26 protein-coding genes and 1 pseudogene are annotated in these 22,679 nt (G+C 62.4%); 12 read left to right on the plus strand and 15 right to left on the minus strand.

Annotated features, from left to right (window positions below; all coding sequences use genetic code 11):
- The first annotated feature begins 38 nt into the window (after nucleotides 1-38).
- The 7 genes from LU684_RS03665 to LU684_RS03695 all read left to right on the plus strand — a co-directional run bounded on the left by LU684_RS03665 (nucleotide 39) and on the right by LU684_RS03695 (nucleotide 5,544).
- Entirely contained in the window at nucleotides 39-485 is a 447-nt protein-coding gene (locus LU684_RS03665) for a PAS domain S-box protein (protein WP_016486288.1), read from the plus strand.
- 102 nt (nucleotides 486-587) lie between these two features.
- The gene (locus LU684_RS03670; RefSeq protein ID WP_016486287.1) at nucleotides 588-1,010 is read left to right on the plus strand and encodes a nuclear transport factor 2 family protein; all 423 of its coding nucleotides are present in this window, start codon (nucleotides 588-590) and stop codon (nucleotides 1,008-1,010) included.
- Nucleotides 1,007-1,759, plus strand: a complete 753-nt coding sequence (locus tag LU684_RS03675) for an SDR family NAD(P)-dependent oxidoreductase (RefSeq protein WP_096425980.1) — start codon at nucleotides 1,007-1,009, stop codon at nucleotides 1,757-1,759. The genes LU684_RS03670 and LU684_RS03675 overlap by 4 nt, the downstream gene beginning before the upstream one ends.
- 6 nt (nucleotides 1,760-1,765) lie before the next feature.
- Nucleotides 1,766-3,013, plus strand: coding sequence for an NAD(P)/FAD-dependent oxidoreductase (locus LU684_RS03680; protein WP_102688868.1), 1,248 nt, complete (start codon nucleotides 1,766-1,768; stop codon nucleotides 3,011-3,013).
- Nucleotides 3,010-3,819, plus strand: a complete 810-nt coding sequence (locus LU684_RS03685) for a DUF1365 domain-containing protein (protein WP_102688867.1) — start codon at nucleotides 3,010-3,012, stop codon at nucleotides 3,817-3,819. Before LU684_RS03680 ends, LU684_RS03685 begins: the two co-directional genes overlap by 4 nt.
- On the plus strand, nucleotides 3,794-5,056 hold the full coding sequence (locus LU684_RS03690; RefSeq protein ID WP_024717788.1) for an SAM-dependent methyltransferase: 1,263 nt from the start codon (nucleotides 3,794-3,796) through the stop codon (nucleotides 5,054-5,056). The genes LU684_RS03685 and LU684_RS03690 overlap by 26 nt, the downstream gene beginning before the upstream one ends.
- Nucleotides 5,056-5,544: a DUF2878 domain-containing protein gene (locus tag LU684_RS03695; RefSeq protein WP_070086336.1), complete on the plus strand. Its 489-nt coding sequence runs from the start codon at nucleotides 5,056-5,058 to the stop codon at nucleotides 5,542-5,544. Before LU684_RS03690 ends, LU684_RS03695 begins: the two co-directional genes overlap by 1 nt.
- Here LU684_RS03695 and LU684_RS03700 read toward each other — a convergent pair.
- The 6 genes from LU684_RS03700 to LU684_RS03725 form a co-directional block, all read right to left on the minus strand.
- Nucleotides 5,482-5,664 carry a DUF2256 domain-containing protein gene (locus LU684_RS03700; RefSeq protein WP_082421981.1) on the minus strand — a complete coding sequence of 61 codons (183 nt, stop codon included), beginning with the start codon at nucleotides 5,662-5,664 and terminating at the stop codon, nucleotides 5,482-5,484. The two genes, LU684_RS03695 and LU684_RS03700, sit on opposite strands and share 63 nt — an antisense overlap.
- A complete protein-coding gene (locus LU684_RS03705) occupies nucleotides 5,661-7,184 on the minus strand; it encodes a cryptochrome/photolyase family protein (protein WP_232894151.1) in 1,524 nt (507 codons plus the stop codon). Before LU684_RS03705 ends, LU684_RS03700 begins: the two co-directional genes overlap by 4 nt.
- 8 nt (nucleotides 7,185-7,192) lie before the next feature.
- Nucleotides 7,193-7,498: a DUF6482 family protein gene (locus LU684_RS03710; RefSeq protein ID WP_232894152.1), complete on the minus strand. Its 306-nt coding sequence runs from the start codon at nucleotides 7,496-7,498 to the stop codon at nucleotides 7,193-7,195.
- On the minus strand, nucleotides 7,495-8,031 hold the full coding sequence (locus LU684_RS03715; protein ID WP_060516728.1) for a DUF3833 domain-containing protein: 537 nt from the start codon (nucleotides 8,029-8,031) through the stop codon (nucleotides 7,495-7,497). The genes LU684_RS03710 and LU684_RS03715 overlap by 4 nt, the downstream gene beginning before the upstream one ends.
- 11 nt (nucleotides 8,032-8,042) lie before the next feature.
- Nucleotides 8,043-8,570 (minus strand): chalcone isomerase family protein, encoded by a 528-nt coding sequence (locus tag LU684_RS03720; RefSeq protein ID WP_024717790.1) that lies wholly within the window; start codon nucleotides 8,568-8,570, stop codon nucleotides 8,043-8,045.
- Between the two features lie 99 nt (nucleotides 8,571-8,669).
- Nucleotides 8,670-9,230 carry a hypothetical protein gene (locus LU684_RS03725; protein WP_016486278.1) on the minus strand — a complete coding sequence of 187 codons (561 nt, stop codon included), beginning with the start codon at nucleotides 9,228-9,230 and terminating at the stop codon, nucleotides 8,670-8,672.
- Nucleotides 9,231-9,442: 212 nt separating this feature from the next.
- Between LU684_RS03725 and chrA the strand changes: the two genes are divergently transcribed.
- The gene (gene chrA / locus LU684_RS03730; RefSeq protein ID WP_016486277.1) at nucleotides 9,443-10,660 is read left to right on the plus strand and encodes a chromate efflux transporter; all 1,218 of its coding nucleotides are present in this window, start codon (nucleotides 9,443-9,445) and stop codon (nucleotides 10,658-10,660) included.
- A 66-nt stretch (nucleotides 10,661-10,726) separates the two neighbouring features.
- Here the strand turns inward: chrA and LU684_RS03735 are convergent, their stop codons facing one another.
- From LU684_RS03735 to LU684_RS03770, 8 genes are all read right to left on the minus strand, one after another.
- On the minus strand, nucleotides 10,727-11,269 hold the full coding sequence (locus LU684_RS03735; RefSeq protein ID WP_016486276.1) for a cytochrome b: 543 nt from the start codon (nucleotides 11,267-11,269) through the stop codon (nucleotides 10,727-10,729).
- A 162-nt stretch (nucleotides 11,270-11,431) separates the two neighbouring features.
- Entirely contained in the window at nucleotides 11,432-12,796 is a 1,365-nt protein-coding gene (locus tag LU684_RS03740) for a sensor histidine kinase (RefSeq protein WP_024717791.1), read from the minus strand.
- Nucleotides 12,793-13,455, minus strand: a complete 663-nt coding sequence (locus tag LU684_RS03745) for a response regulator (protein ID WP_016486274.1) — start codon at nucleotides 13,453-13,455, stop codon at nucleotides 12,793-12,795. Before LU684_RS03745 ends, LU684_RS03740 begins: the two co-directional genes overlap by 4 nt.
- Nucleotides 13,456-13,457: 2 nt before the next feature.
- Nucleotides 13,458-14,099 carry a hypothetical protein gene (locus LU684_RS03750; protein WP_232894153.1) on the minus strand — a complete coding sequence of 214 codons (642 nt, stop codon included), beginning with the start codon at nucleotides 14,097-14,099 and terminating at the stop codon, nucleotides 13,458-13,460.
- Nucleotides 14,096-14,902 carry an SDR family oxidoreductase gene (locus LU684_RS03755; RefSeq protein ID WP_016486272.1) on the minus strand — a complete coding sequence of 269 codons (807 nt, stop codon included), beginning with the start codon at nucleotides 14,900-14,902 and terminating at the stop codon, nucleotides 14,096-14,098. The genes LU684_RS03750 and LU684_RS03755 overlap by 4 nt, the downstream gene beginning before the upstream one ends.
- On the minus strand, nucleotides 14,889-15,569 hold the full coding sequence (locus tag LU684_RS03760; RefSeq protein ID WP_095114957.1) for a TenA family transcriptional regulator: 681 nt from the start codon (nucleotides 15,567-15,569) through the stop codon (nucleotides 14,889-14,891). The genes LU684_RS03755 and LU684_RS03760 overlap by 14 nt, the downstream gene beginning before the upstream one ends.
- A gap of 8 nt (nucleotides 15,570-15,577) precedes the next feature.
- Nucleotides 15,578-17,041: an AMP-binding protein gene (locus tag LU684_RS03765; protein ID WP_096425974.1), complete on the minus strand. Its 1,464-nt coding sequence runs from the start codon at nucleotides 17,039-17,041 to the stop codon at nucleotides 15,578-15,580.
- Complete coding sequence (locus LU684_RS03770) at nucleotides 17,031-17,708, minus strand: thermostable hemolysin (RefSeq protein WP_016486269.1); 678 nt, start codon at nucleotides 17,706-17,708, stop codon at nucleotides 17,031-17,033. The genes LU684_RS03765 and LU684_RS03770 overlap by 11 nt, the downstream gene beginning before the upstream one ends.
- Nucleotides 17,709-18,057: 349 nt before the next feature.
- Here LU684_RS03770 and LU684_RS03775 point away from each other — a divergent pair, with 349 nt between their 5' ends.
- Both LU684_RS03775 and LU684_RS03780 read left to right on the plus strand, forming a co-directional pair.
- Nucleotides 18,058-18,627: a GNAT family N-acetyltransferase gene (locus LU684_RS03775; RefSeq protein ID WP_145914316.1), complete on the plus strand. Its 570-nt coding sequence runs from the start codon at nucleotides 18,058-18,060 to the stop codon at nucleotides 18,625-18,627.
- A gap of 483 nt (nucleotides 18,628-19,110) precedes the next feature.
- A complete protein-coding gene (locus LU684_RS03780; RefSeq protein ID WP_095114953.1) occupies nucleotides 19,111-19,659 on the plus strand; it encodes a GNAT family N-acetyltransferase in 549 nt (182 codons plus the stop codon).
- A gap of 26 nt (nucleotides 19,660-19,685) precedes the next feature.
- On the opposite strand, the gene LU684_RS03785 is transcribed toward LU684_RS03780, so the two are convergent.
- Nucleotides 19,686-20,612 (minus strand): universal stress protein, encoded by a 927-nt coding sequence (locus tag LU684_RS03785; RefSeq protein WP_060516701.1) that lies wholly within the window; start codon nucleotides 20,610-20,612, stop codon nucleotides 19,686-19,688.
- A 199-nt stretch (nucleotides 20,613-20,811) separates the two neighbouring features.
- On the opposite strand from LU684_RS03785, the pseudogene LU684_RS03790 reads away from it, so the two are divergent.
- Nucleotides 20,812-21,663: pseudogene (locus LU684_RS03790) on the plus strand (zinc-binding dehydrogenase); the annotation flags it as partial.
- Between the two features lie 156 nt (nucleotides 21,664-21,819).
- Nucleotides 21,820-22,638, plus strand: a complete 819-nt coding sequence (locus tag LU684_RS03795; protein ID WP_232894154.1) for a helix-turn-helix domain-containing protein — start codon at nucleotides 21,820-21,822, stop codon at nucleotides 22,636-22,638.
- The last annotated feature ends 41 nt before the right edge of the window (nucleotides 22,639-22,679 follow it).

The following is a 22,679-nucleotide window of genomic DNA, read 5'->3' on the forward strand; positions in this document are numbered from 1 at the left end:
TGCGCATATCGCATATGAAACGCCAGTAGGTGGGCCCTATGATCACCGCGAAACTCCTGCAACTGATGGTCGAGCATTCCAACGATGGCATCGTCGTCGCCGAGCAGGAAGGCACTGAAAGCATCCTGATTTACGTCAACCCCGCTTTCGAGCGCCTCACGGGCTATCGCGCCGACGATATCCTCTATCAGGACTGCCGTTTTCTTCAGGGCGAGGACCATGACCAGGAAGGACTGGCAAACATCCGCGAGGCGATCCGTGAAGGCCGCCCCTGCTGCCAGGTGCTGCGCAACTACCGCAAGGACGGGAGCCTGTTCTGGAATGAGTTGTCCATCACGCCCGTGTACAACGAAGCGGACCAGCTGACGTACTACATCGGCATTCAGCGTGACGTCACAGCGCAGATATTCGCCGAAGAAAAGGTACGCGAGCTGGAGGCTGAAGTGGCTGAACTACGCGGGCAACTGGGCCAGACCGAGGGCTGACAAAAACCTGTACAAGATTTTCTAGCTGTATAGATTAATGCTTGAGTTTCAGCTATACCTGTACAACAAACCCATTTTGTACAGGATTGCCTGGAGCCCAGCATGTCAGCATACCTACAGCAATTCGCCGAGCGCTTCGCCAGCCTCGATGGGGCTAACCTCGACACACTGGAAGAACTGTACAGCGAAGATGTCACCTTTCGTGACCCACTGCATCACATACAGGGGCTGCAGGCCCTGCGCGCCTATTTCGAGCAGTTGTATGCCAACGCCAGGGATATCCGCTATGCCATCACCAGCGCCGACGAGGTAAGGCCCGGGCAGGGCTACCTGCGTTGGACACTGCAGTTTTGCCACCCACGCCTGGCCAGGGGTCAACCGATCACGTTGCAGGGGTGTAGCTGCCTGCATTGGCGCGACCGCGTGCATTTTCACCAGGACTATTTCGACGCCGGTGCCCTGCTTTACGAACACCTCCCCCTCATGGGTGGTGCAATCCGCTGGCTCAAAGGCAGGCTGGCATGAGCCGCTGCTGGTTGACCGGCGCAAGCAGCGGTATCGGTGCCGCACTCGCCCACATCCTGCTGGAGCAAGGCCACCAGGTTGCCTTGGGCGGGCGTCATGCCGATCGCCTTGCCCCTCTGGCCGAACAGTTTCCGGGGCAGGTATTACTGGCCATCGGCGATCTTGACAACCCGGAGCAGGTCGCCGCGATCGCCGAGCGGATCGAGCAAGCCTGGGGTGGGCTGGACATGGCCATTCTCAATGCCGGTACGTGCGAATACCTGGAGCCGGGCCACTTCGATCCTGCGTTGGTTGAGCGTGTAATGCGCACAAACCTGCTGGGTGTCAGCTACTGCCTGGCGGCGGCCGTGCCCTTGCTTCGCACCGGCCAGCGCCCCCACCTGGTGGTAATGGGCAGTTCGGTGACCTGGCTGGCCCTGCCCCGCGCCGGCGCCTACGGTGCGTCCAAGGCTGCGGTGCGCTACCTGGTGGAGTCACAGCGAATCGACCTGGCTCGCGAGGGGATCGCGGTCACCTTGGTCAGCCCTGGCTTCGTCGACACGCCACTGACCCGTCGCAACGATTTCCCCATGCCGCAGCTGTGGACTGCACAGCGCGCCGCGCGGCATATCGCCACGCGCCTGCCCCGGCAGCCTCTGGAAATCAACTTCCCCGGTCTTTTCACCCTGGTATTGCGCCTGTCAGGGGCGTTACCCGCGCGCCTGCGCTTGGCACTCGGCCAACGCCTCGCCCGTCATGAACAGGAATGATGATCCATGCGTATCGCAATCATCGGCAGTGGCATCGCGGGGCTGACCTGCGCCCATCTGCTGTCACGCAAGCACGAAGTAACGGTTTTCGAAGCCGAGCAATGGATCGGAGGGCACACGCATACCCTCGATGTGGTCTGGAAGGGCCAGCGCCATGCAATAGATACCGGCTTCATCGTGTTCAACGACTGGACCTACCCCAACTTCATACGCTTGCTTGACCGGCTCAAGGTCACCTCGCAGCCGACCGAAATGAGTTTTTCCGTGCACGACCCGATCACTGGGCTGGAATACAACGGTCACGATCTGAACACACTGTTTGCCCAACGCCGTAACCTGGTTTCCCCAAGTTTCTGGGGCATGATACGGGATATTCTGCGCTTCAACCGCCAGGCGCTGGCCGACCTGGACAACCAGCGCATCGATGCAGACACCACCCTGGGCGCCTACCTTCAGACACAGCGCTACGGGCAACGCTTCATCGACCACTACATCGTGCCGATGGGGTCGGCGATCTGGTCGATGTCGCGGGCAGACATGCTGTACTTCCCGCTTGAGTTCTTCGTGCGCTTCTGTCGCAACCACGGCTTGCTGTCGGTCAACCAACGTCCACAGTGGCGGGTAATTGAAGGCGGTTCACGCAGCTATGTCGCGCCGCTGTGCCGACCGTTTGCTGAACGCATACGGCTCAGCTGCAAGGTATCCCGGGTCAGCCGCGATGAGGGAGGCGTGACGCTGGTGAGCGCGGCCGGCAGCGAACGCTTCGACAATGTGGTGTTCGCCTGCCACAGCGACCAGGCTCTGGCCCTGTTGGAAACCCCAACCATGCAGGAGCGTGCGGTACTCGGCGCCATCGGCTACGCCAGCAACGATGTGGTGCTGCACACCGATACCCGCCTGCTGCCACGCCGCAAGAGCGCCTGGGCCAGCTGGAACTACCGCCTGGGCGGCCCAGAGCAAGCGCCCGCCGCGCTGACCTACAACATGAACATCCTGCAAGGTATCCAGGCACCGACCACCTTCTGCGTAAGCCTCAACCAGACCGCATTGATAGACCCGGCGCAGGTGATCGCGCGCTTCCAGTATGCCCATCCGCAGTACAGCATTGCCGCATCCGCCGCACAGGCATGCCAAGCACAACTACAGGGCCAGCAGCACAGTTACTTCTGTGGTGCCTATTGGGGCAACGGCTTTCATGAGGACGGGGTGGTCAGCGCGCTGAAGGTGGCTGCGCACTTCGGAGAGCAATTGTGAACAGCAGCCTTTGCCTGGGCTGGATCAGCCACCGTCGGCTGACGCCGCGGCTGCATGCTTTCCGCTACCGGATTGGCATGTTCTACCTGGACCTGGACGAACAAACCTGGTTTATGGGCCTGTCACGCTGGCTTGGGCGCTGGCGCCTCGCGCCGCTGTGCTGGCGCGAGACCGACTACCTGCCAGCGCAGACCCGCCACGGTGAAACCCTGGCACAGGCCGCACGCTTGCTGGTGTGTCAGGCCACTGGGCATATGCCCGAAGGCCCGGTACGGCTGCTCACGCAACTGCGTTGCTGGGGGCTGTCGTTCAACCCGGTGAGCTTCTATTTTTGCCACGACCGCGACGGCTGCCTGACGGCAATCCTGATGGAGGTGCGCAACACCCCGTGGCGCGAGCGTTTTCATTACGTCCTGCCGGTGCAAGAAGACCTTGCCAAGCGGTTCACCGTGGCCAAGGCCTTCCATGTTTCACCGTTCATGCCGTTGGACATGGACTATCACCTGCGCTTTTTCCTGAGCGCGGACCATGTACGCATCCACATGCAGAACTGGCAAGACGGCCGCAAGGTGTTCGAGGCCGACCTCGCCCTGCACCGTCAGCCACTGGATGGAACCGCGCTACGCCGGTATGTCATGACCTTCCCATGGATGAGCCTGCGCACTGTCTCGGCCATCTACTGGCAAGCGCTACGCCTGTTACTCAAACGCACCCCCGTGCATGACCACACCACCCGCCAGAATGACCTGGCGCTCGGCCAACCTTGCGAGGATCCTGAAGATGTCAAATCCCACACTGAGCGTTAGCAAGTTCGCAGGCCTTGCCCCCTTGCTCGGCGGGCTGGCACGAAGCGCCGTGCTCGCCCAGTTGGGCAAGCTGCGCCACGGCCACCTGCGCCTGCTCAGCCACGGGCAGCAGTGGAGTTTCGGTGATGTCGACAGCCCGTTGCAGGCCGAGGTGGAGATCCTCGATGACGCCTCCTGGAGCCTGATCGCCGGCAATGGTTCGATCGGTGCTGGCGAGGCCTACATCCACGGCTATTGGCGAAGCCCCGACCTGGCGCTGGTGACCCGCCTGTTCGTCGCCAACCTTGAGGTGCTCGACGCGCTCGAGGGTGGCCTGGCCCGTTTCGGCCGCCCTGCCCTGCGGCTTCTGCACCGGCTCAACCGCAACAACAAACGCGGTGCCCGGCGCAATATCCTCGCCCATTACGATTTGGGCAATGCCCTGTTCGAGCGGCTGCTGGACCCCACCATGATGTATTCGGCGGCCCAATTCCAACATGCTGGGCAAACACTGGAGCAAGCCCAGTTGCACAAGCTGGAGCGCATCTGCCAGAAGCTTGAACTGCACCCCGACGATCACCTGCTGGAAATCGGCAGCGGCTGGGGCAGCCTGGCAATCCACGCGGCCACCCGTTACGGCTGCAGGGTCACCACCACAACGATCTCCGAGGCACAGTACAGCCATACCCTGGCGCGCGTTCAGGCCCTGGGGCTGGAGCAGCGCGTGAAGGTGCTGCGCGAAGACTACCGCGACCTGCAAGGCACCTTCGACAAACTGGTTTCGATCGAAATGATCGAGGCAGTCGGCCATCGTTACCTGCCTGTGTATTTCCGCCAGTGTGCCTCGCTCCTCAAGCCCGACGGCCTGATGCTGCTGCAGGCGATCACCATCCGCGACCAGCGCTACGCCCAGGCACGGCGCTCGGTCGACTTCATCCAACGCTATATTTTCCCAGGTGGCGCCCTGCCTTCGCTCAGCGTGTTGCTGGACACCGCCAGCCGCCACACCGCACTCAACCTGGTGCACATGGAGGATTTCGGCCAGGACTATGCCCTCACCCTGCAGCACTGGCGTGAAAACCTGCGCCAGGCGCGCACAGCACTGATGGACCTGGGCTACGACGACATGTTCCAGCGCCTGTGGGAGTTCTACCTGTGTTACTGCCAGGGCGGTTTCGAGGAGCGCACTATCGGCGTTGCGCACCTGCTGTGGGCAGCGCCACTGGCTCGGCGCGCCCCCTTGCCTGACGGTGCCTGATGCCCGGGCGCTGGCTGGTCGCCAATGCCGTCTGGTTGCAGGCTGGCTGGTGGATCTGCGTGCTGGGCGCCGAACGCCCCTGGCTATTGCTGCTGGTGATTGCAGGTGTGGTGGTGCACCTGCGCCTCTGCCCGGACGTTAACGCCGAGGTCAAGGCGCTGTTGCGCGTCTCCTTGGCCGGGTGTGTACTCGACAGCGCGCTGGGGGCGCTGGGCGTGTTCGGTTTCGACGCCTGGCCGCTGCCACTGTGGCTGGCGCTGCTGTGGCTGGTGCTGGCCAGCGGCATGCGCCACAGCCTGGCATGGGCCGGCAGGCGCTGGCAGCTCGGTGCGCTGCTGGGCGCACTGGGTGGCCCGCTGGCCTATGTAGGCGGTGCAAGATTTGCGGATGTCGCCCTGCCATTTGGCGCGCTGCAAACCGGCCTGCTACTGATGCCGATCTGGGCCTTGGCCCTGCCCCTGCTCGCGCGCCTCGCGGCGCGGCGCTGACCTGCGGCATCGCTCGGAGCAATAGCGCACCTGCTCCCAACAGCGAGCCCAGCGCTTGCGCCAGTTGAACGGCCGACCACACACCACGCAGACCTTGCTGGGCAAAAGGCTCTTTTTCATAGCGGCTGCTGCGCATCGAGCCGCGCCAACAGCGCCTGGCCACGCTGCCACACGGCGTCGCGCCGGCTAGCCGTCATACCATCAAGGCTGCGATAGACCAGGGTCAAACGCGGGTTCGTCGACAGCAGCGGACGATGGCGGATGAGAAAATGCCAGTACAGCGCATTGAACGGGCAGGCATCGTCCTCACTGACATGATCGACCTTGTAACTGCAAGCCTTGCAATGATCGGACATGCGCTGAATGTAACGACCACTGGCGCAGTACGGCTTGGACCCCAGGTAGCCGCCGTCGGCGTGCATCACCATGCCAAGCGTGTTGGGCAGCTCGACCCAGTCGAAGGCATCCATGTAAACCGCCAGGTACCACTCGCAAATCGCGGTGGGTAAGATACCGGCCAGCAAGGCGAAGTTGCCGGTCACCATCAGGCGCTGGATATGGTGCGCGTAGCCCAACCGCAGGGTCTGCCCGATGGCTTGCTCCATGCAGCGCATGCGGGTGCGCCCGGTCCAATAGAATTCAGGTAACGCTCGGTCGTTGCCCAGGTGATTGAGCCCGGCATACTCCGGCATGCGCAGCCAGTAGATACCGTGCACATACTCGCGCCAGCCGATCAACTGGCGAATGAAGCCTTCAGCTGCATTAAGCGGCACCCGCCCCTCGCGCCAGGCCTTGTCGACCTCCTCACACAGACATCGCACATCCAGAAGCCCAATGTTGAGCGCCGCACTGATGCGCGCATGGAACAGGTACGGCTCGCCCTCGGCCATTGCATCCTGGTAGTCGCCGAAAGCCGCCAGGCCAAAATCCAGAAAGTGCTGCCACAGCTGCTGTGCCTCGGCATGGGTCACGGGGTAGTCAAAGCCGTCGATGTCCCCGTAGTGGTCGCTGAAGCGCCGACGTACCAGGGCGACCACCGCTGCCGTGATCCCGTCCTGCGCAAAATGCGCAGCGAACGGCCCACGCAACTGGCGAGGTAATGGCTTGCGGTTGTCACCGTCAAAATTCCAGGCCCCACCTGCAGGGCCGTCGGCCTCCATCAGCAGGCCGGTTCGCTTGCGCATGCCACGGTAGAAGTGCTCCATACGCAGCTGACGACGCTCATGGGCCCAGCGCGCAAAGGCTTCGCGGGAGCACAGAAAACGCGTGTCGCGATGCCACACGAGGGGCAATGCGGCATCACGCAAAGCCTGCTCCAGGCGCCACTCCCCGCACTCGGTCAGGTGAATGTGCGTGGCGCCCAGTGCCTGTTGCCAGCGCTGCAATTCGCCCACGATGCTGCCGCTGTTGCCGTCAGCATCGAGCTCGACATAATGCACCTGCCAACCCCGTTCACGCAGGGCCTGGGCAAAGTGCCGCATGGCGCTGAAGATGAGCACGATCTTGAGCGGATGATGCGGCACGTAGCGGGCCTCACCCTCCACTTCCGCCATCAGAACAGCATCGCGGGCGGGGTCAAGGGCAGCCAGGCTGGCCAGGTCGAACGACAGCTGGTCACCCAGCACAAGGCCCAGGCGCATCGTTCAGGCTACCACTGGCTGGTGAGCGTTACCGGTACGCGCAGCGGCGCAATGGGGCCGTCACGTTGCCCGCACATCTCATCATGCACCACCTGCTGTACCAGCATGCAAGGCACGGGTGGCAGGTCGGCCAACAGCTGCCGCAGCTCGGTAGTGGAGCGCACGCGAACGGGCTGCCCATGGGCATCGCTCAATGTCACGGGGCCGGCGCCGGTCAAGGCGCGCAGGAGGTAGAAGCCACCTTCCAGCGACAGCAGTTCAAGTTCCTTTGCTTCGCCGGTCGAAACCAGCTGGGTAAGCGCGATCAGGTTCATGGTGTGCCCTCTGGCAGGCGGCGGAAGAACAGGGTGATCTGGCCGACTTCAACGCCCAGCTTGCTCATGCTTGAACGGTTGATCAGGGTGTCGTCATCCATGAGGTACATCCAGTCGTCCAGGTCTACCTGCCAATGCCGCCCGTCAACTGGCAAGTCCAGCTGGTACCGCCAGCGCAGCGCGTTACCCGCCACTTCGCCGCGCGCCTCGCCGATCACGTCCCCTGCGGTACCGCGCCAGCGGCCAGGGCCGTCTGGCACCAGTGTCCAGGTACGCTGCTGGCGAGTGCCATCGCTGTAGAGAAAATGTTCGTCGAGGATCAGCCGCTCACCTTCGCGGCGGCTGTCGATACGCACGTGGAAGCGCTTGACCACTTCCCCGGAACGCTTCTGGAACATGCCCCAGGCCTGCACTGGTCGCGAGAAGAATGCAGCCAGGTCCAGTTTCGGTTGCTCCTGGGCATAGTGCTCGACACCAACATTGCCACAGCTGCCCAGAAGCAGGCAGGAAACCAGCAACAGCACTTTGTACATGTTCATGTCCCTCAGTCGTTGCCAGCCTGCCCAAGCAGGCGCTGGCGCAGTTGTGTATCCCGGGCTCCGGGGTCGAGCCAGATGGCAAAAAACGCCCTGGCAAAGACCGGGTCGGCGATTTCACGGCTGAATTTATCGTCGACGTAAAAGCGGCAGCCCTGCCCCGGCAGGTACAAGCCGGTAATGCGCATGCCGGGGCGCACGTCCACAAATGCCTCTTCAATCCCACGGGTCCAGGCCGTACGTTGTTGCGGCGTTATGCTGCCACCGTTGAGGCGGCGCATTTCCTCGAGGCTGGCCTGTACCAAGGTGTCCCTGGACAACGAACGGTGGTAGAGGAGCTCAAGGGCGAAGGGCTGGTTCCAGTCATGAACTGGCCCTGAAGTCCATAATTGGGCTGTATACAGACGCAGACCAAACCAGGTGAACTCACCACTCCCAAGCCGTTGCGCCCCAGGCAGCTCCGCCCTCCAGCCCGCCACCGCCGAAAAGGTAGCCAGTAGCAGACAAAGGCAAGCCCAACGAGCACGGTGCGCCATACTGACCTCGAGCACGCATAAATACTGTACAACAATAGCATCTTGTACAGATATTGTGTTCCAACTGCATAGATTTTAATGCGCAGCGCCAGACCTCGGTCACGTCACCAGTGATATCACCAGGTCCGCAATATTGAGAGGCACGAATGCCACGGTCAGCAGCGCATAGGCCTTGCGCGAGCTGGCTGCAAACACACACAGCGGCATCATGATCATGACCACGTCAAAGGCGCCCCACAGCGCCATGGGCGAAACGCCGAACAACAGAATGTTGACGATGAACCCAAGCAGGTAATAGCCCGACAGAAATAACAGCGCGAAGCGGCCATCCTGCTCGAAGTACACGCGAAGCCCTTCACGTTCGTCCTCGCTGCGGCTGGGCAAGATCAGCGCCGAGGAAACGAACAGCGCAAGTGCCAGCAACACCAAGAGCAAAAACTCCTGGAACGAGAAGGTGGCCCTGACTTGCGGCAGCGAATTGACCGCCCACCAGAAATCCATCTGGGTGGTGAAGAGCATGACCGCCCAGACCAGAGCCACCCAGTCTGGAGCAGCGTTGCGCCGGATTCGGAAGACGGTCAGCGCCCCCAGAAGCAGGCGTGTGACAGAAAGGCCCAAGACCATAGACAGGACGGTAGCAACGATAGGGAAATTGCTCATGGTGCCTCCTGCGGACCAAGACTCTGGACAGCGTAGGCGGCGAACAGCAAACTTTGCACAAATGAATACCGGTTCTGGGGCGTGTCGCAGGATTTTCAGTGCCTGTGAAACCGAGCGCCGCGCGGGCGGCGCGGGTCTACTCCCCAAAACAAGCCTCGAGGCTGGCTGTTCCTCACCAAAACCTGCAGCGTCACTCACCCAAGGAGCCTGCCTTGTCAGAACGCACCCACTGCGGCGTGAAGCCCAGCGACTCTGCCTGGTCGGTGTTTCTGCTGTTCTTGCGCTTGGGGCTGACGTCTTTCGGTGGCCCCATTGCGCACCTGGGTTACTTTCGTGAAGCATTTGTAGCGCGCCGCCAATGGCTCAGCGAGCGCAGTTATGCCGAGCTGGTCGCGGTGTGCCAACTGCTTCCCGGCCCCGCCAGCAGCCAGGTCGGCATCGCGCTGGGCCTGTCACGGGCGGGTTTCGCGGGCGCTGTCGCTGCCTGGGCAGGGTTCACATTGCCATCGGCCCTCCTGCTGACGCTGTGTGCTCAGGGCCTGGGGGCATGGGGAGGTGGCGCCCCAAGTGGCCTGTTGCACGGCCTGAAAATCGTCGCAGTCGCCGTGGTGGCCCAGGCGGTGTGGGGCATGGCACGTAGCCTTTGCACCGATGTTGCGCGGGTAACCATCGCCCTGTTCGCTGCCTGTACCGCGTTGCTGTGGCCTAACGCGATCGGGCAGATAGCCGTGATCTCAGGCTCGGCCATCACAGGCTTGATCCTGCTCAAGCCTCCGGGCTCCCCGGCAGGGGAAGAGCTGCCGTTTTCAGTCAGCCGAAGGGCCGGGCTGGCTGCGCTGGTCCTGTTCTTTGCCTTGTTGGTAGGCTTGCCGCTATTGACTCGCATCTGGCCCTCGCAAGCACTGGCAATGGTCAACGCGTTTTATAGCGCAGGCTCGCTGGTATTCGGCGGCGGGCATGTGGTGCTACCGTTGCTTGAGTCGGCCACAGTGGCCAACGGCTGGGTCACAAATGACACCTTTCTCGCAGGTTATGGCCTGGCGCAGGCCATACCGGGCCCACTCTTCACGTTTGCAGCCTTCCTGGGTGCAGCCATGAGCGTGCAGCCCTCCGGCTGGGTGGGCGCGACGGTTGCCATTCTCGCCATTTTTACCCCCTCCTTCCTGTTGGTGATCGGTGTCGTTCCCTTCTGGGAAACACTGCGGCGCAGCGCCCGCAGCCAGTCAGCGCTTGCCGGTGTAAACGCCGGCGTGGTCGGGCTTCTGCTGGCTGCGTTGTACCAACCGGTGTGGACGAGCGCCATCGCCAAGCCAGCAGACTTGGCATGGGCGCTGATCGCCTTGATGGCCCTGATGTTCTGGAAGTGGCCTGCAGGGTTGGTTGTCCTGGGCTGCGGCGTGTTCGGTTGGCTGCTGAGCGGCACCTTATAGCCGCGCAACGAAAACAACCAGGCTGAGGGCTCATTCGCCTTCAGCCTTGAAACCAGTGTTGCGAACTCACCGCCCCGGCAACATGCGCTTGAGGGTATTGTCCTTCAGCCAGTAATGATGCAACAGGCCTGCACAGGCATGCAGCCCGATCAGCCAGTAACCCGCATTCCCCAGCCACTCATGCCACCCCCTGAGCGCCCTGGCCAGCGTCGGATCCACCGCCACGGGTGCAGGTATGGCCACCCCCCAATAGGGCAGCGGCTTGCCAGCGGCCGCGAGCATCAGCCAGGCCAGCAGAGGTGTAAGGATCATCAGGACGTACAATGCAATATGCAGCACGCTGGCCATCAAGCCCTGCCAGGCAGGCGGCGTCGGCACGATTGCAGGCCGTGGGCTGAGCCGACCAAGGAGGCGCAGCCACACCAGGGTGAAGATGCCAATACCCATCAAGGCATGCACGCCTAACAGGGGGCCCTTGAGAAAGTGCCCTTTGGGCAATACCTCGCGCAATTGGACACAGGCATAAACGCCCATGAATAAAACGAGCATGCTCCAATGCATGATTATCGAAAGTTGCCCGTAACGGGCGGGGTTCGACGTGCGTGCCATATCCAGGGCCTCTTGTGACAGGGAAGTATTCGCTGCCCATCGGCGCTGAAGGCAAACCGGGCAACGTACACCACCACGTTGTCAGCCCAAGCTTAAAGAAGTCTGAAGTGCCGATACGTTATTTGAAACAGGTGAGGCCGTGCAGCGATTGGCGTGAGCAGCTCACTGCAAGGGAAGCGACACGATGGCAGCCAGCCCGCCAGTGGCCCTGTTTTCCAGGCGCACCTGCCCCCCCAGCCGCTCGACGATGGTGGCCACGATGGATAACCCCAGCCCTGCGCCATTGGGGCTATTGCGGCTATAGAAGCGCTCGAATACGCGCGCAAGATCCGCGTCGTCTATGCCCTGGCCTTCATCTTCGACCACCAGTTCGAAGCGAGTGGCCAGGCGCCTGAGTGATACCGTGATGCGCCCGCCAGGCGGTGAATGCTCCACCGCATTGGAAACCAGGTTCTGCAAGGCGATGCCCAACGCGCCGGCATCGATCATCAGGCCATGGTCACCTTCGCTGAGATCCAGCGAGGGCTCCAGGCCGCGATCCAGGATCCAGGGGGTGAGATCCGCCAGCACATCGGTGACCACTTCGCCCAGGTCGACACGGGTGGTGGCGCGCTGACCAAGGCGCGGCTCGACCCGGGCGAGGGTCAGCAACTGGTTGACCACCCGGGTCAGCCGGTCCACGCCGCCAATCAGAAAGCCCAGGGCTTTCTGGCGCTCGGCATCGGTACTGGCGGCCTGTGCGTTCTGCGCATGCAGGCGCAGGATCGCCAGCGGCGTGCGCATCTCATGGGCGGCGTCGGCAATGAAGCGATGCTCACGCCGCAGCAGGTCATCGATCTGCGCCAGCAGGCGGTTGATGGCGGCTTGCATAGGCTCAAGCTCGGTCGGCAACGGCACCAGTTGCAGGGGTTCGAGGGAGTCGGCATGGCGCCCACGAATCACATCGGCCATGTTCTGCAACGGGCGCAAGCCCCAGCCGATGGCCGCCCAGACCAACAGTGCCAGGCCCAGGCTGCCAAGCAGGAACGGGAACAGGGTATGGCGTACGATGCGGTCGATCAGGTCGTAACGCACATCGTCGCGCTCACCCACCCAGATTACCCACTGTTTTTCGGGCACCGGTAATACAAAGCCGCGCCACTGTTCGCCACCACTGGCAAAATCGTAGAAGCCCGCCGCCGTAGGCGGTGCGTCGAGCGTCGGCGCACTGGGGGTGTGCACCAGCAACCGTGCTCCCTCACCCCACACCTGGAACGCCAGCTTGCTCTCATAGGGGTGGCCCACACGGTGGCGCCCGGCCTTGCCCAGCGCCTCGTTAAATGCCTGATACAGCTTTTCGCGGTTGCCATCCTGCACCGGCAGGTTCATCACCCCCTGCAACAGCCGGGCATTCTGAGCCATGTGAGCATCGTAGACTTCGTTGATCTCGCGGCGGCTGTCGTGATAGTTGTACAACGCCAACAAGCCGGTGCCGAGCAGCATCAGCGCCATCACCCGCCACAATGTGCGCTGGCGCAACGAGCTCACAGCTTGGCCTCGACCAGATAACCGATACCGCGCACCGTGCGGATCAGGCCGTTGAACAGTTTCTTGCGCAAGTGATAGATGTTCACCTCCAGCGTGTTGCTCTCAGGCTCCTCGTCCCAGCCATACAGCAGCTGGGTCAACCGCTCACGCGTGAACACCTTGCCCGGTTGCGCCAGCAACTCGTGCAGCAGGCGATACTCTTTGGGCGTCAGTATCACAAGCACGCCGTTGTAGTGCACCTGCTGGGTGGCAGGGTCCAGGCTTACGCCTGCGTGCTCGATCAGCACCTTGGCCCGCCCGGCGCTGCGCCTGAGCAAGGCGCGCAGGCGGGCCTTGAGCTCATTGAGGTCAAAAGGTTTGACCAGGTAGTCGTCGGCTCCGGCATCCAGGCCAGAGATACGGTCCTCGGTCGCATCGCGCGCGGTGAGGATCAGTACCGGCAAGCTGTTGCCCCCTGCCCTCACCCGTCGCAGCAGCTCGATGCCGCCCAACCGCGGCAGCCCGAGGTCGAGGATCACCAGGTCGAACACTTCATGTTGCAGGGCATGCAGCCCGCTCAGGCCATCGCGCAGCCAGTCGAGGGTGTAGCCCTCTTGGCGCAACCCGTCGCAGATCCCCTCGCCCAGGGCGGTATCATCCTCAACCAGCAGCAGCCGCATGTTCAGTCCAGTTTGTCCTTGATGGCCTTGAGTAAAGCATCGATATCGCCACGCCGGCCCTGATCGGCCAGTTCGCGGCCTGGCCGTGGCGGCGCCTGGCGTGCTTTTTCCAGGGCAGCGGTGGCTTCAGCGTAGCGTTTTTGCCGGAACAGATGATCGGCCCAGAAGTAATTGCTGTCGATACCATTGGGGTTTATTTGCAGCGCCTTGCGCAACAAGGTATCTGCCTTGTCGCTGTCACCGAAACCGATAGGCCAGCCTGGCACCTGGTCGTACAAGGTGCCCAGGCTGGTATACGCCGAGCCCTGCAGGGCATTGGGGTCGAGTTTCATCGCCTCTTCGAGGCTGGCCTTGGCCGACTTGACCTTGCCCAGCGCCCCCAGGCCGCCGGTGGCTCCCGCCCAACTGCTGTTGATGATGCCCTCCCAGATCAAGGGTTCGGCCGAGCCCGGGTGCTGGTGGACCAGCGTAGAAGCGTCGGCTGCCAGTTTCTCGAACGCCTCGGCGCGTTTGTCTTTAGGCGTCTGGTACTGGATCTGCGCCCAGCGCTGCTGCAAGTTAGCCAATTGTTGGCTGCCGGCCTGGTCCAGCGCCCAGGTGAACGGTGCAAACGCCAGCAGGCCAGCGATGAACAGACGTTTCATTTGATCGACTCCTTGGAATGGCTAGCAAGGTAGCGGCGGATCACCGGCAATTGCTTGCGCAGTGCGCGGTCGACCACGCCGGGCAACATGCCGTTGATGCGTACAAAAAGCTTTTCTGGCCACCCCAGGTAAAGCTCGCTGCGTTCTGACTGCACGGCCTTGAGCACAGCGCGGGCCACATCTGCCGGGTCGTCCATGCCGACCTTCAGCGCCTGGTTGAGCGCCGTGGCGGCGGTGCTGTTCATCGCTGTGCGGGTTGCCCGGGGGGCGGCGTACATGACATTCACCGAGGTATCCGCCAGCTCGCGGCGCAGCGCCTCAGAGAAGCCGCGCAGGGCAAACTTGCTGGCGCAGTAGGTGGCATAGCCGGGGTAGCCGATCGAGCCGTAGGTGGATCCGACGTTGACCACCAGTGCCCTGGGTTGTGCGCGCAGCAGCGGCAGGCACACACGCGTCAGTTGCAAGGCGGCTTTGAGGTTGATGTCCAGCAACTCGTCCAGCGCCTGTTCGTCGATCTGGTCGAACAGGGCAAAACGGTTCACGCCTGCGGCATTGATCAGGACATTGACCCCGCCCATCTCCCGGGCACGGGCGAGCACCTGCTCACGCCCGCCATGGCTGCGCAGGTCGGCCGATTGCCACAGCAGCCTGTCGTGATAACGGTTCATCAAACTGGCGAGCTTGCCCATCTGCCGGCTCACCGCCAGTACCCGGGCACCGGCTGCACACAGCTGCTCGGCCAACTCCAGGCCGATGCCTCCGCTGGCGCCGGTGAGTATCACTACACACTCAGGCAAGCGCATGACGCACCTCTTGCAGGCCCGCACGCGGCAGCCCGTGGAACATGTCGGTGTACAGGCGGTAAACCACCTTGGCCGCATGAATCACAGCCCGCTGGTCGTCAGCATCATCAAGGCGGTCCATCAGCTGCCGGTAGGTGACCATGTGGTCCTGGTCCAGCGCGCCATGGGAGCTGAGGTAGCTGAAGGCCCTGTCGGGCAACGCCAGCGTGCTCTGGATTGTGCCGGCGGCCTGGGTGGCCAGGGCAATGCTGGTGCCTTCGAGCACGTTGACCATGCCAAACAGCCCGACCGGGTTGCCACGGGCAATCAAGTCGTAAAGGTAGGCGACCATCAGCTCGATCGGCAGCGCCGGGCGACCGTCACGCACCGCCTCCCAATCGGCACCACAGGCATTGATGTCATTGAGGACCCACTGCTCGTGGCCGTACTCCTCCTCGATGTATTCGCACACGGCGCCGCGCAGCCATTCCAAACGCGATGGCAGCCGCGCCCCGCACGCCATCATCAGTGGCACGGTGTGGCGTACATGGTGGTATGCCTGGGTCAGGAAGGCCACATAGCTGTCGAGGCTGACGTGCCCCGCCAGCGCATCGCGTATGACCGGTACGGCAAACAGGGCCTGACGCTCCTGGGTAGTTTGCATTTGCAGGGTATCGAAAAAGGACATGGCAGACCTCACAACGGGATGTCGGATAACAGGGAGTGGTAACGCCGCAGGATGGCCTCGCGGCGCGGGCGGCCATTGGCGGTCAGTGTGTCGTCGGTACTGGACAAGGGGCACGGCAGGCGACGCCAGGCATGGACCCTGGCGTAGTCCGGCAGCAAGGCATTGCACTGCTGCACGGCCTGGTCGATGAGGGTATCGGGGGTAGCGGGGTCCAGCGGCCAGAGCAATGCCAGGTTCTTTGGCAGGGCCTCGCCATGCACGAACGCCTGGGCGATCACGCCGCTCTGGGTCAGTTCGGCCTCCACCCATTCCGGGTTGACGTTGCGCCCGAAGCTGGTGATGAACTGGTGTTTCTTGCGGCCATCGAGGTACAGGTAGCCCTCCTCGTCGAAATGGCCTAGGTCGCCGGTGGCCCACCAGCTATCGCAGACGGGTGGTTCCTCCAGATAGCCGAGCAGCACCGAGCCCGCCACCAGTACCTCCCCGTCCTCGGCGATACGCACCTGCACATGGGGCAGCGGTTTGCCGACACTGCCGCGGCGGGTTGCGCCTGGCCGGTTCAAGGCCACCACCGAAGCACACTCGGACAAACCATAGCCCTCGAACACCGGCAGGCCGATCGCTTCAGCGCGGGCCAGCAAGCTGGGCGCCACACGGGCACCGCCAACCGCAACGAACCGTAGCGCCCCCACCCGCATCAGCCCGCGCTCGATAGCAGTGATCAGCCCCATCAACAGCTGCGGCACCAGAATCAGGCTCTGCGCACCGCTCAGGGCGATGGCCCCCAGCAAGCGCTTGAAATCGACCTGGCTTGCACCGCCCATGCCCAGTTGCGCCTGGGGGTACAGCAACACACTTGCCCCGGCCATCAAGGCGGCGTAGACACCCAGGTTTTCCAACAGCACACCCAGCGGCAGCACCGCCAGGTAACGCTGAGGTTCACTGGGCCGGCTGGCCACCTCCAGTTCCCGGGCGACACGCAACAGAGCCTCTACAGACAGGCACACGCCTTTGGGCTTGCCCGTGCTGCCAGAGGTGTAGGTGATCTTGGCGGTATCGGCAGGCAGCGCGGCAGCAGGCTGAGCCTCGCGAACCCAGAACACGTCCTGCTGAGCGAACCCCAGCTCGCCGAGCGTCCCATGCCATTGCGGGTCGCACAGCACATGGCTGGCACCACTCTGCTCGATGCAATGGCTGAACTGGGCACTACTGAAGAACGACGGCACGATTACACAGGGGCGTTCGGCGAACAGCGCCGCCAAATCCCAGAACAGCAACTGCGGGCCATTATCCAGGGCCAGTACCAGCGGGCCTGGCGAACACGTGCGCAAGCTGTGAATGCGCAACCCCACTTCGGCCAGCAACTGCCTGTAGGTGAAGCGCTCGGTCGCCCCTTGCACGGCCACGGCGTCACCGTGATCGCGGGCAAACGTGACCAGCAGTTGATGAAAGCGCTCCAGTTCATGCGGCATGGCCAGTCTCCTGGAAGGCGGTTGGCAACCCCAGGCGCTGGAACACCCCAGCCTTGCTCAAGGCATCGAAGCCATGGCCGATGCTGCCGGCATAGACTTGTGGGTGTTGAGCGTAATAGGTACCCCAGTGGTCCAACTTCCCATTCAGCCGGGCCGGGTCGGCCGACGCCAGCACCGACGGCACCAACCCCAGGCGCTGGAAACTGTTGATCAGTGTCGTCGCGCCGGTGAACGCCACCCACTTCAGGCCCCGTGTGGCCAGCAACCAGGTCACCGCTATGATCATGATTCGCGCGCTACCGGCACTGAGCGAGGCCAGGTTGCCCACTTCGACCATGCACTCACGCTCAAGGGGGCAGCCCGCTACCCGCGAAACTGCGGCTTCCAGCGGCTCATCCAGATAATGTTCGAGGAACAGCGGCCCGCTGCTGGCCGGGCGCAAGCCTGCGGCGGCAATCAGCCGGCCATGACTGTCGTGCAGCGCCAGCAGTTCGGGCAGGTAATGGTGCACATCAGCGTGGTGCACGTTGGCAAAACACTGATGAATGAAGTGCTCCAGCTCATCGCGGCCAGGGTCCTTGTGCAGATGAAGCGACAAGTGGGCGTGATGGTCGACGTGGCTGCCGATAGGCAGTGGGAGCAGGCTGCTCCACTGAGACTGGGTCATGAAACTCCCCCCGTTTGGGCTTGATGGGGTGAGTATCAGTGGTCAATCTGAAGGGAATCTGAAGTCTGGGCTTCGACCTTGGTCGCAGGGCGCGTGCTGATCGTTGGAGACAGAAGCCAGCGCGACAAGAGCGGCCACCGACTGACCTTTATCAATGACCCGGTGCTGTTCAAGCGTAGAACCGACGCGATGGCCATTACCGGCCTTTCTGGAAATGCAAAAGTACGGGAAGACCAAGTAGCGAAGCGTGACCCTACCAGCCCGGTAATTGACAACTGTCAAGCGCGCACAAGGCGACGCGTCGAAACTGAACCTCCTGTGTACACCCCATCACGTAAGGAGGCTTGCCATGGCATCCGCCGAAACACCCCGCCCCCATGCCGCAGCGTCATTTCCTGCCACGGCCGGCGAACACTGGATCGAAGCGCTCGACAACGGCACCCATGTGCTGATCAGGCCTTTGCAGCCCAAAGACCGTCAGCGCGAAAGGCACTTCATCGAACGCCTGTCGCCACAGTCGCGCCACTTCCGCTTCCTGTGCCAGCTCAAGGAGCCTGGCGAAGCCATGCTGGATCAATTGATGGTCGTTGACCAGGACCAGCACATGGCCTATGTCGCCCTCGCCCATGTCGACGGCGAACTGCAGGAAGTCGGTATTGCCCGTTATGCCACCAGCCCCGGTGGTGAAGATTGCGAGTGTGCTGTCACCGTGCTCGATAGCTGGCAGCGCCACGGTTTGGGCACATTGCTGCTCCAGCACCTGATCGATCACGCACGCGCCCAGGGCCTGCGACACATGTATTCCATGGACGCTGCGGCCAATGTGGCAATGCGCGAGCTGGCTCAGGCAGCGGGGTTTACCAGCGCCAGAGATCCGGATGACCCAAGCCAGCTGATTCACCAGCTTTCGCTGGCCTGAGGCAATGCCGCGGCAGTGGCCTCCGGCAGCAGGCCGAGGTGCCTCTGACACTGCCGCCCATCGGCTGCGGTCGCCCCTCCCCGGGCCTTTTTGCCCAGCCGTTGAGCCTTGCCCTTGCTTGCAGGTCCTTGAAAAACTCCGGTGCGGTGCTAGCGCACAGTCAGACACGTACCGCTGGCCCGGTGCCGTGCTGTCAACCCCTCGAGCTACTCACGATAGTGCTCAAATTGGCGCTGTGCCTCGGCTTCATTCAGCCTTGCCTCGCGTAACACATGCTCTGCGCGGGGTTCGAACAGCCCAAGGATATGCACCGCCGCGCCGCTGGCATGTGCCTGCGCAAGGCCGCCGAGTGTGGGTCGATGTCGGGTTTGTTGCAGATCAGAAAGTCATCAGCCGCCCACCAACTTGATCAATGTCAGAACCGGACCGACGCCTCACGGTACAACCAGTACAGCCACGTTGATCACGCCCTCTGGAGGCCCCATGAACAAGCAGCTGTTCCAAGACCCAGGCAATAGCGAGTACTGGATAGACACCCTTGCTGACGGCACAGCTGTGCTGATTCGCCCATTGCGCGCTGACGATCATGAACGGGACAGACGCTTTGTGAGCACAATTACCTACGAGGCCCGGCGCTTTCGCTTTATCGCCGGGCTCAGCGGTGGCTTGCCCAGCCTGGATACGCAGTTGATGCCGATCGACAGCCACCAGCGCATGGCGTATGTCGCGCTGGCCCATGAAAACGGCCAGCTGCATCAGCTTGGCGTAAGCCGCTATGCGGCGATCCCGGGTAGCCACAATTGCGAATGCGCCGTCGCTGTTGGCGAGCAATGGCAGCGCAAAGGGCTGGCCAAGCTGTTGCTGCAGCACCTGATAGCAGCGGCTCGGCGCAATGGTTACCAGTGCATGGTGTCCAGGGACCTGTCTGGCAATTACGCCATGCACCGGCTGACCAAGGCCCTGGGGTTCACCGCGCGCTACCTGGGCGGCGATGTCAGCGAAATCCTCCATGAGCTTGACCTGCGTGCCTGAAACAAGGCCCTTGCGGGCCTCGTACTTCAACCTTGCGAATGCTCGGGCGAGATCACCAGCACACTGCTGCTGAGCCGATGCAGGATCCGCTCGGCCGTACTGCCGATGAACCAGCCGATGCCGTGATGGTGGTAGCTCCCCATCACCAGCACATCGATGTCATTGCTGTCCATGAACAGCGCGAGCACCTTGGTCGGGTCCCCCACCCGCATGTGGCGGTGCTCGGCGGGGATCCCGTTACGTTCGGCCAATGCCTGGAAGGCGTCGGCCTGGGCCTCGTGCAGTGTGCGTGACAGGTTGGAATCAAACAGGAACGAATGTTCCCGGTTGTCTTCGGCATTCAGGTACATGGCGCCCATGTCATAGGCATACAGCAGCTCGATCTGGGCGTTGCATTGCAAGGCCAGCTTGAGCGCTTCACTGATGATGTGGTCGTTGAAGCCTTCGAACTGATCCTCCGGGCGCGACAGGTCAACTGCTGCCAATATCCGGCGCGGCAGGGCATTGCTGGCGTTGTGGACCAGGTGCAACGGAAAACGGGTGTCGCGCAACAACTGGACGTCGAGCGAGGTGAACATTGCCCGCATCCACCATGGCTCATGCTCAAGCCCCTTGATCAGCATGGCGAACGGCTGCTCACGCAGGTGCACCTGGATCTCGTCCAGCGGGCGCTGCACCCACAACACCTCGATGGTCACCGTCACGCCGTTGCGGCGCATCGACAATGCCTGGGTTTCCAGCCATTCACGGTGTTGCTGCACATAACCCTCCCGCATGACCGCCAAGGCCTGTTCGTTGACCAGGCCGGCCGTGGCAAGACCCTCCAGGTAGTCGAAGGCGACGATGTGCAATGGCATGCCCTTGGCTTTGGCCAGCGCAGCTGCACGGTCATAGACCGGTGTGCGGCGCATCAAGGGCGAAGCAATGAGAAGAAGTCTTTGCGGGTTGGTCATGGCACACCTCTGCGGGCTCGATGAGTACCTCGATGATCTGCCAGGTGCGTTTGCCCGGTTTGATGTTTATCAAAAGCCCAGGGCACTGACCAACGGCTACCGCCGCGTGCCGCGCCATTGACGCGAATCAAGACTTTTGCGCTTTTTGGGCGCAGGCTGTAGTTGCCAACAAAAATCAGCGATGCCCCGGAGGCTAGCCATGGCGCTCATGAAAGCGGCTATTTTCGTCGAAAAGAACCGCATCGTGCTGGACGACAAGCCCATCCCCGAGATCGGCCCTTTGGATGCGCTGGTGCGCATCAGCACCACGACAATCTGTGGCACTGATGTGCATATCCTGCGTGGCGAGTATCCAGTGGCAAAAGGGCTCACCGTCGGCCATGAGCCAGTGGGTGTCATCGAAAGACTGGGTTCAGAGGTTCGGGGCTTTCATGAAGGGCAACGCGTCATCGCCGGCGCCATCACCCCCAGCGGCCACAGCAATGCCTGCCTGTGCGGCTGCGGCGCCCAGGACGGCGCCGATACCGTGCATGGTTTCAAGGCCATCGGTGGCTGGAAGCTCGGCAATGTCATCGACGGTTGCCAGGCGGAATACGTTCGGGTACCGGACGCAATGGCCAACCTCTCCCCCATTCCTGACGGGCTCAGTGACGAACACGTGCTGATGTGTCCCGATATCATGTCCACCGGTTTTTCCGGTGCAGAACGTGGCGCAGTGACGATCGGCGATACCGTCGCCGTATTCGCCTTGGGCCCGATTGGCCTGTGCGCAGTCGCCGGTGCCAAAATGCTGGGCGCCACCACCCTCATCGGCGTGGACAGCGTGCCGGCCCGCATGCGTGTGGCACGCGAAATGGGTGCGTCGCACGTGGTCGACTTCAAGCAAGGCAATGTGGTGGAACGCATCATGGCGCTGACCGATGGCCGTGGCGTGGATGTGGCCATCGAAGCCCTGGGCACCCAGACCACGTTCGAATCGGCGCTGCGCGTGCTGCGCCCCGGGGGTACGTTCTCCAGCCTGGGCGTATACAGCACCGACCTGCGAATTCCCACCGCTGGTGGGTACACATGGACGACTGGCGAGTGAGTTTCCGAACCCCGTCTGAAGCCAAGCAGTTCGTGAGCGTGCTGAGCGCCCGGCTGAACGCGCCTCATTTGCTGAACACGATTACCACCGCAGCACTCCGCCCTTCGAAGGAGGCATGAAATGTCGGGCCTGACCGACTTTCCACTGCTCGAGCAGCCTGTGCCAGCGCGCGCACCGCTGCCCCTTCATTTGAACCCCCTGGCATACCGATGCAATGAGTGCCGGGTCAACGACTTGTGCTTGCCCACGGGTCTGCCCCTGCACGACAACCGTTACCTCGGCACCCTGATCGGCCCTCGCATCCGGGTGAGAAAGGGGGCTGCGCTGTTCAACGCAAATGTGCCCTTGAGTCACCTGTACTCGGTGTACTCAGGCAGCTTCAAGACGAACCTCAACAACGCCGAAGGCCAGGGTGTGATCATCAATTTCTGGATGCCGGGGGACGTCCTCGGGCTCGATGCCATCGCCACCGAGCTTCATGTCTGTGATGCCATCGCCCTGGAAGACAGCGAAGTGTGCCCGGTGCCCTATCATCGTCTGCAAGCCCTGGCGCGTGAGTTTCCTCCGCTGCAACAGAGCTTGAACCGCCTGATGAGCAGGGAAATCATCCGCGAGCATGAGCGCGTGCTGATGCTCTGCAACCTCTCTGCCGAACAGCGGCTTGCCAGTTTCCTGCTCGGTCTTTCCCGACGCTTCGTCAGCCGCGGGTATTCATCCAACGGTTTCATGTTGTGCATGTCTCGCGAAGACATCGCCTCCTACCTCGGGCTACGCCTGGAAACCATATGCCGCTCGGTCGCTCACTTGCGCGGGCTGGGTATCGTCAACCTGCGGGGGCGGCTGGTGGAGATCCTCGACATGCCAGCACTGAGTGCGCTCGAACTGGGGTCCGCGGGCAGCTATGCCATCGCTGAACTCAAACCAGTCAAGGCTGACTGAGAAACCACCATGGCGCAAGCACGTCTGTACGCGGTACCCCA

The organism is Pseudomonas sp. NMI542_15, from assembly GCF_021283425.1.
GTDB lineage: Bacteria > Pseudomonadota > Gammaproteobacteria > Pseudomonadales > Pseudomonadaceae > Aquipseudomonas > Aquipseudomonas fortuita.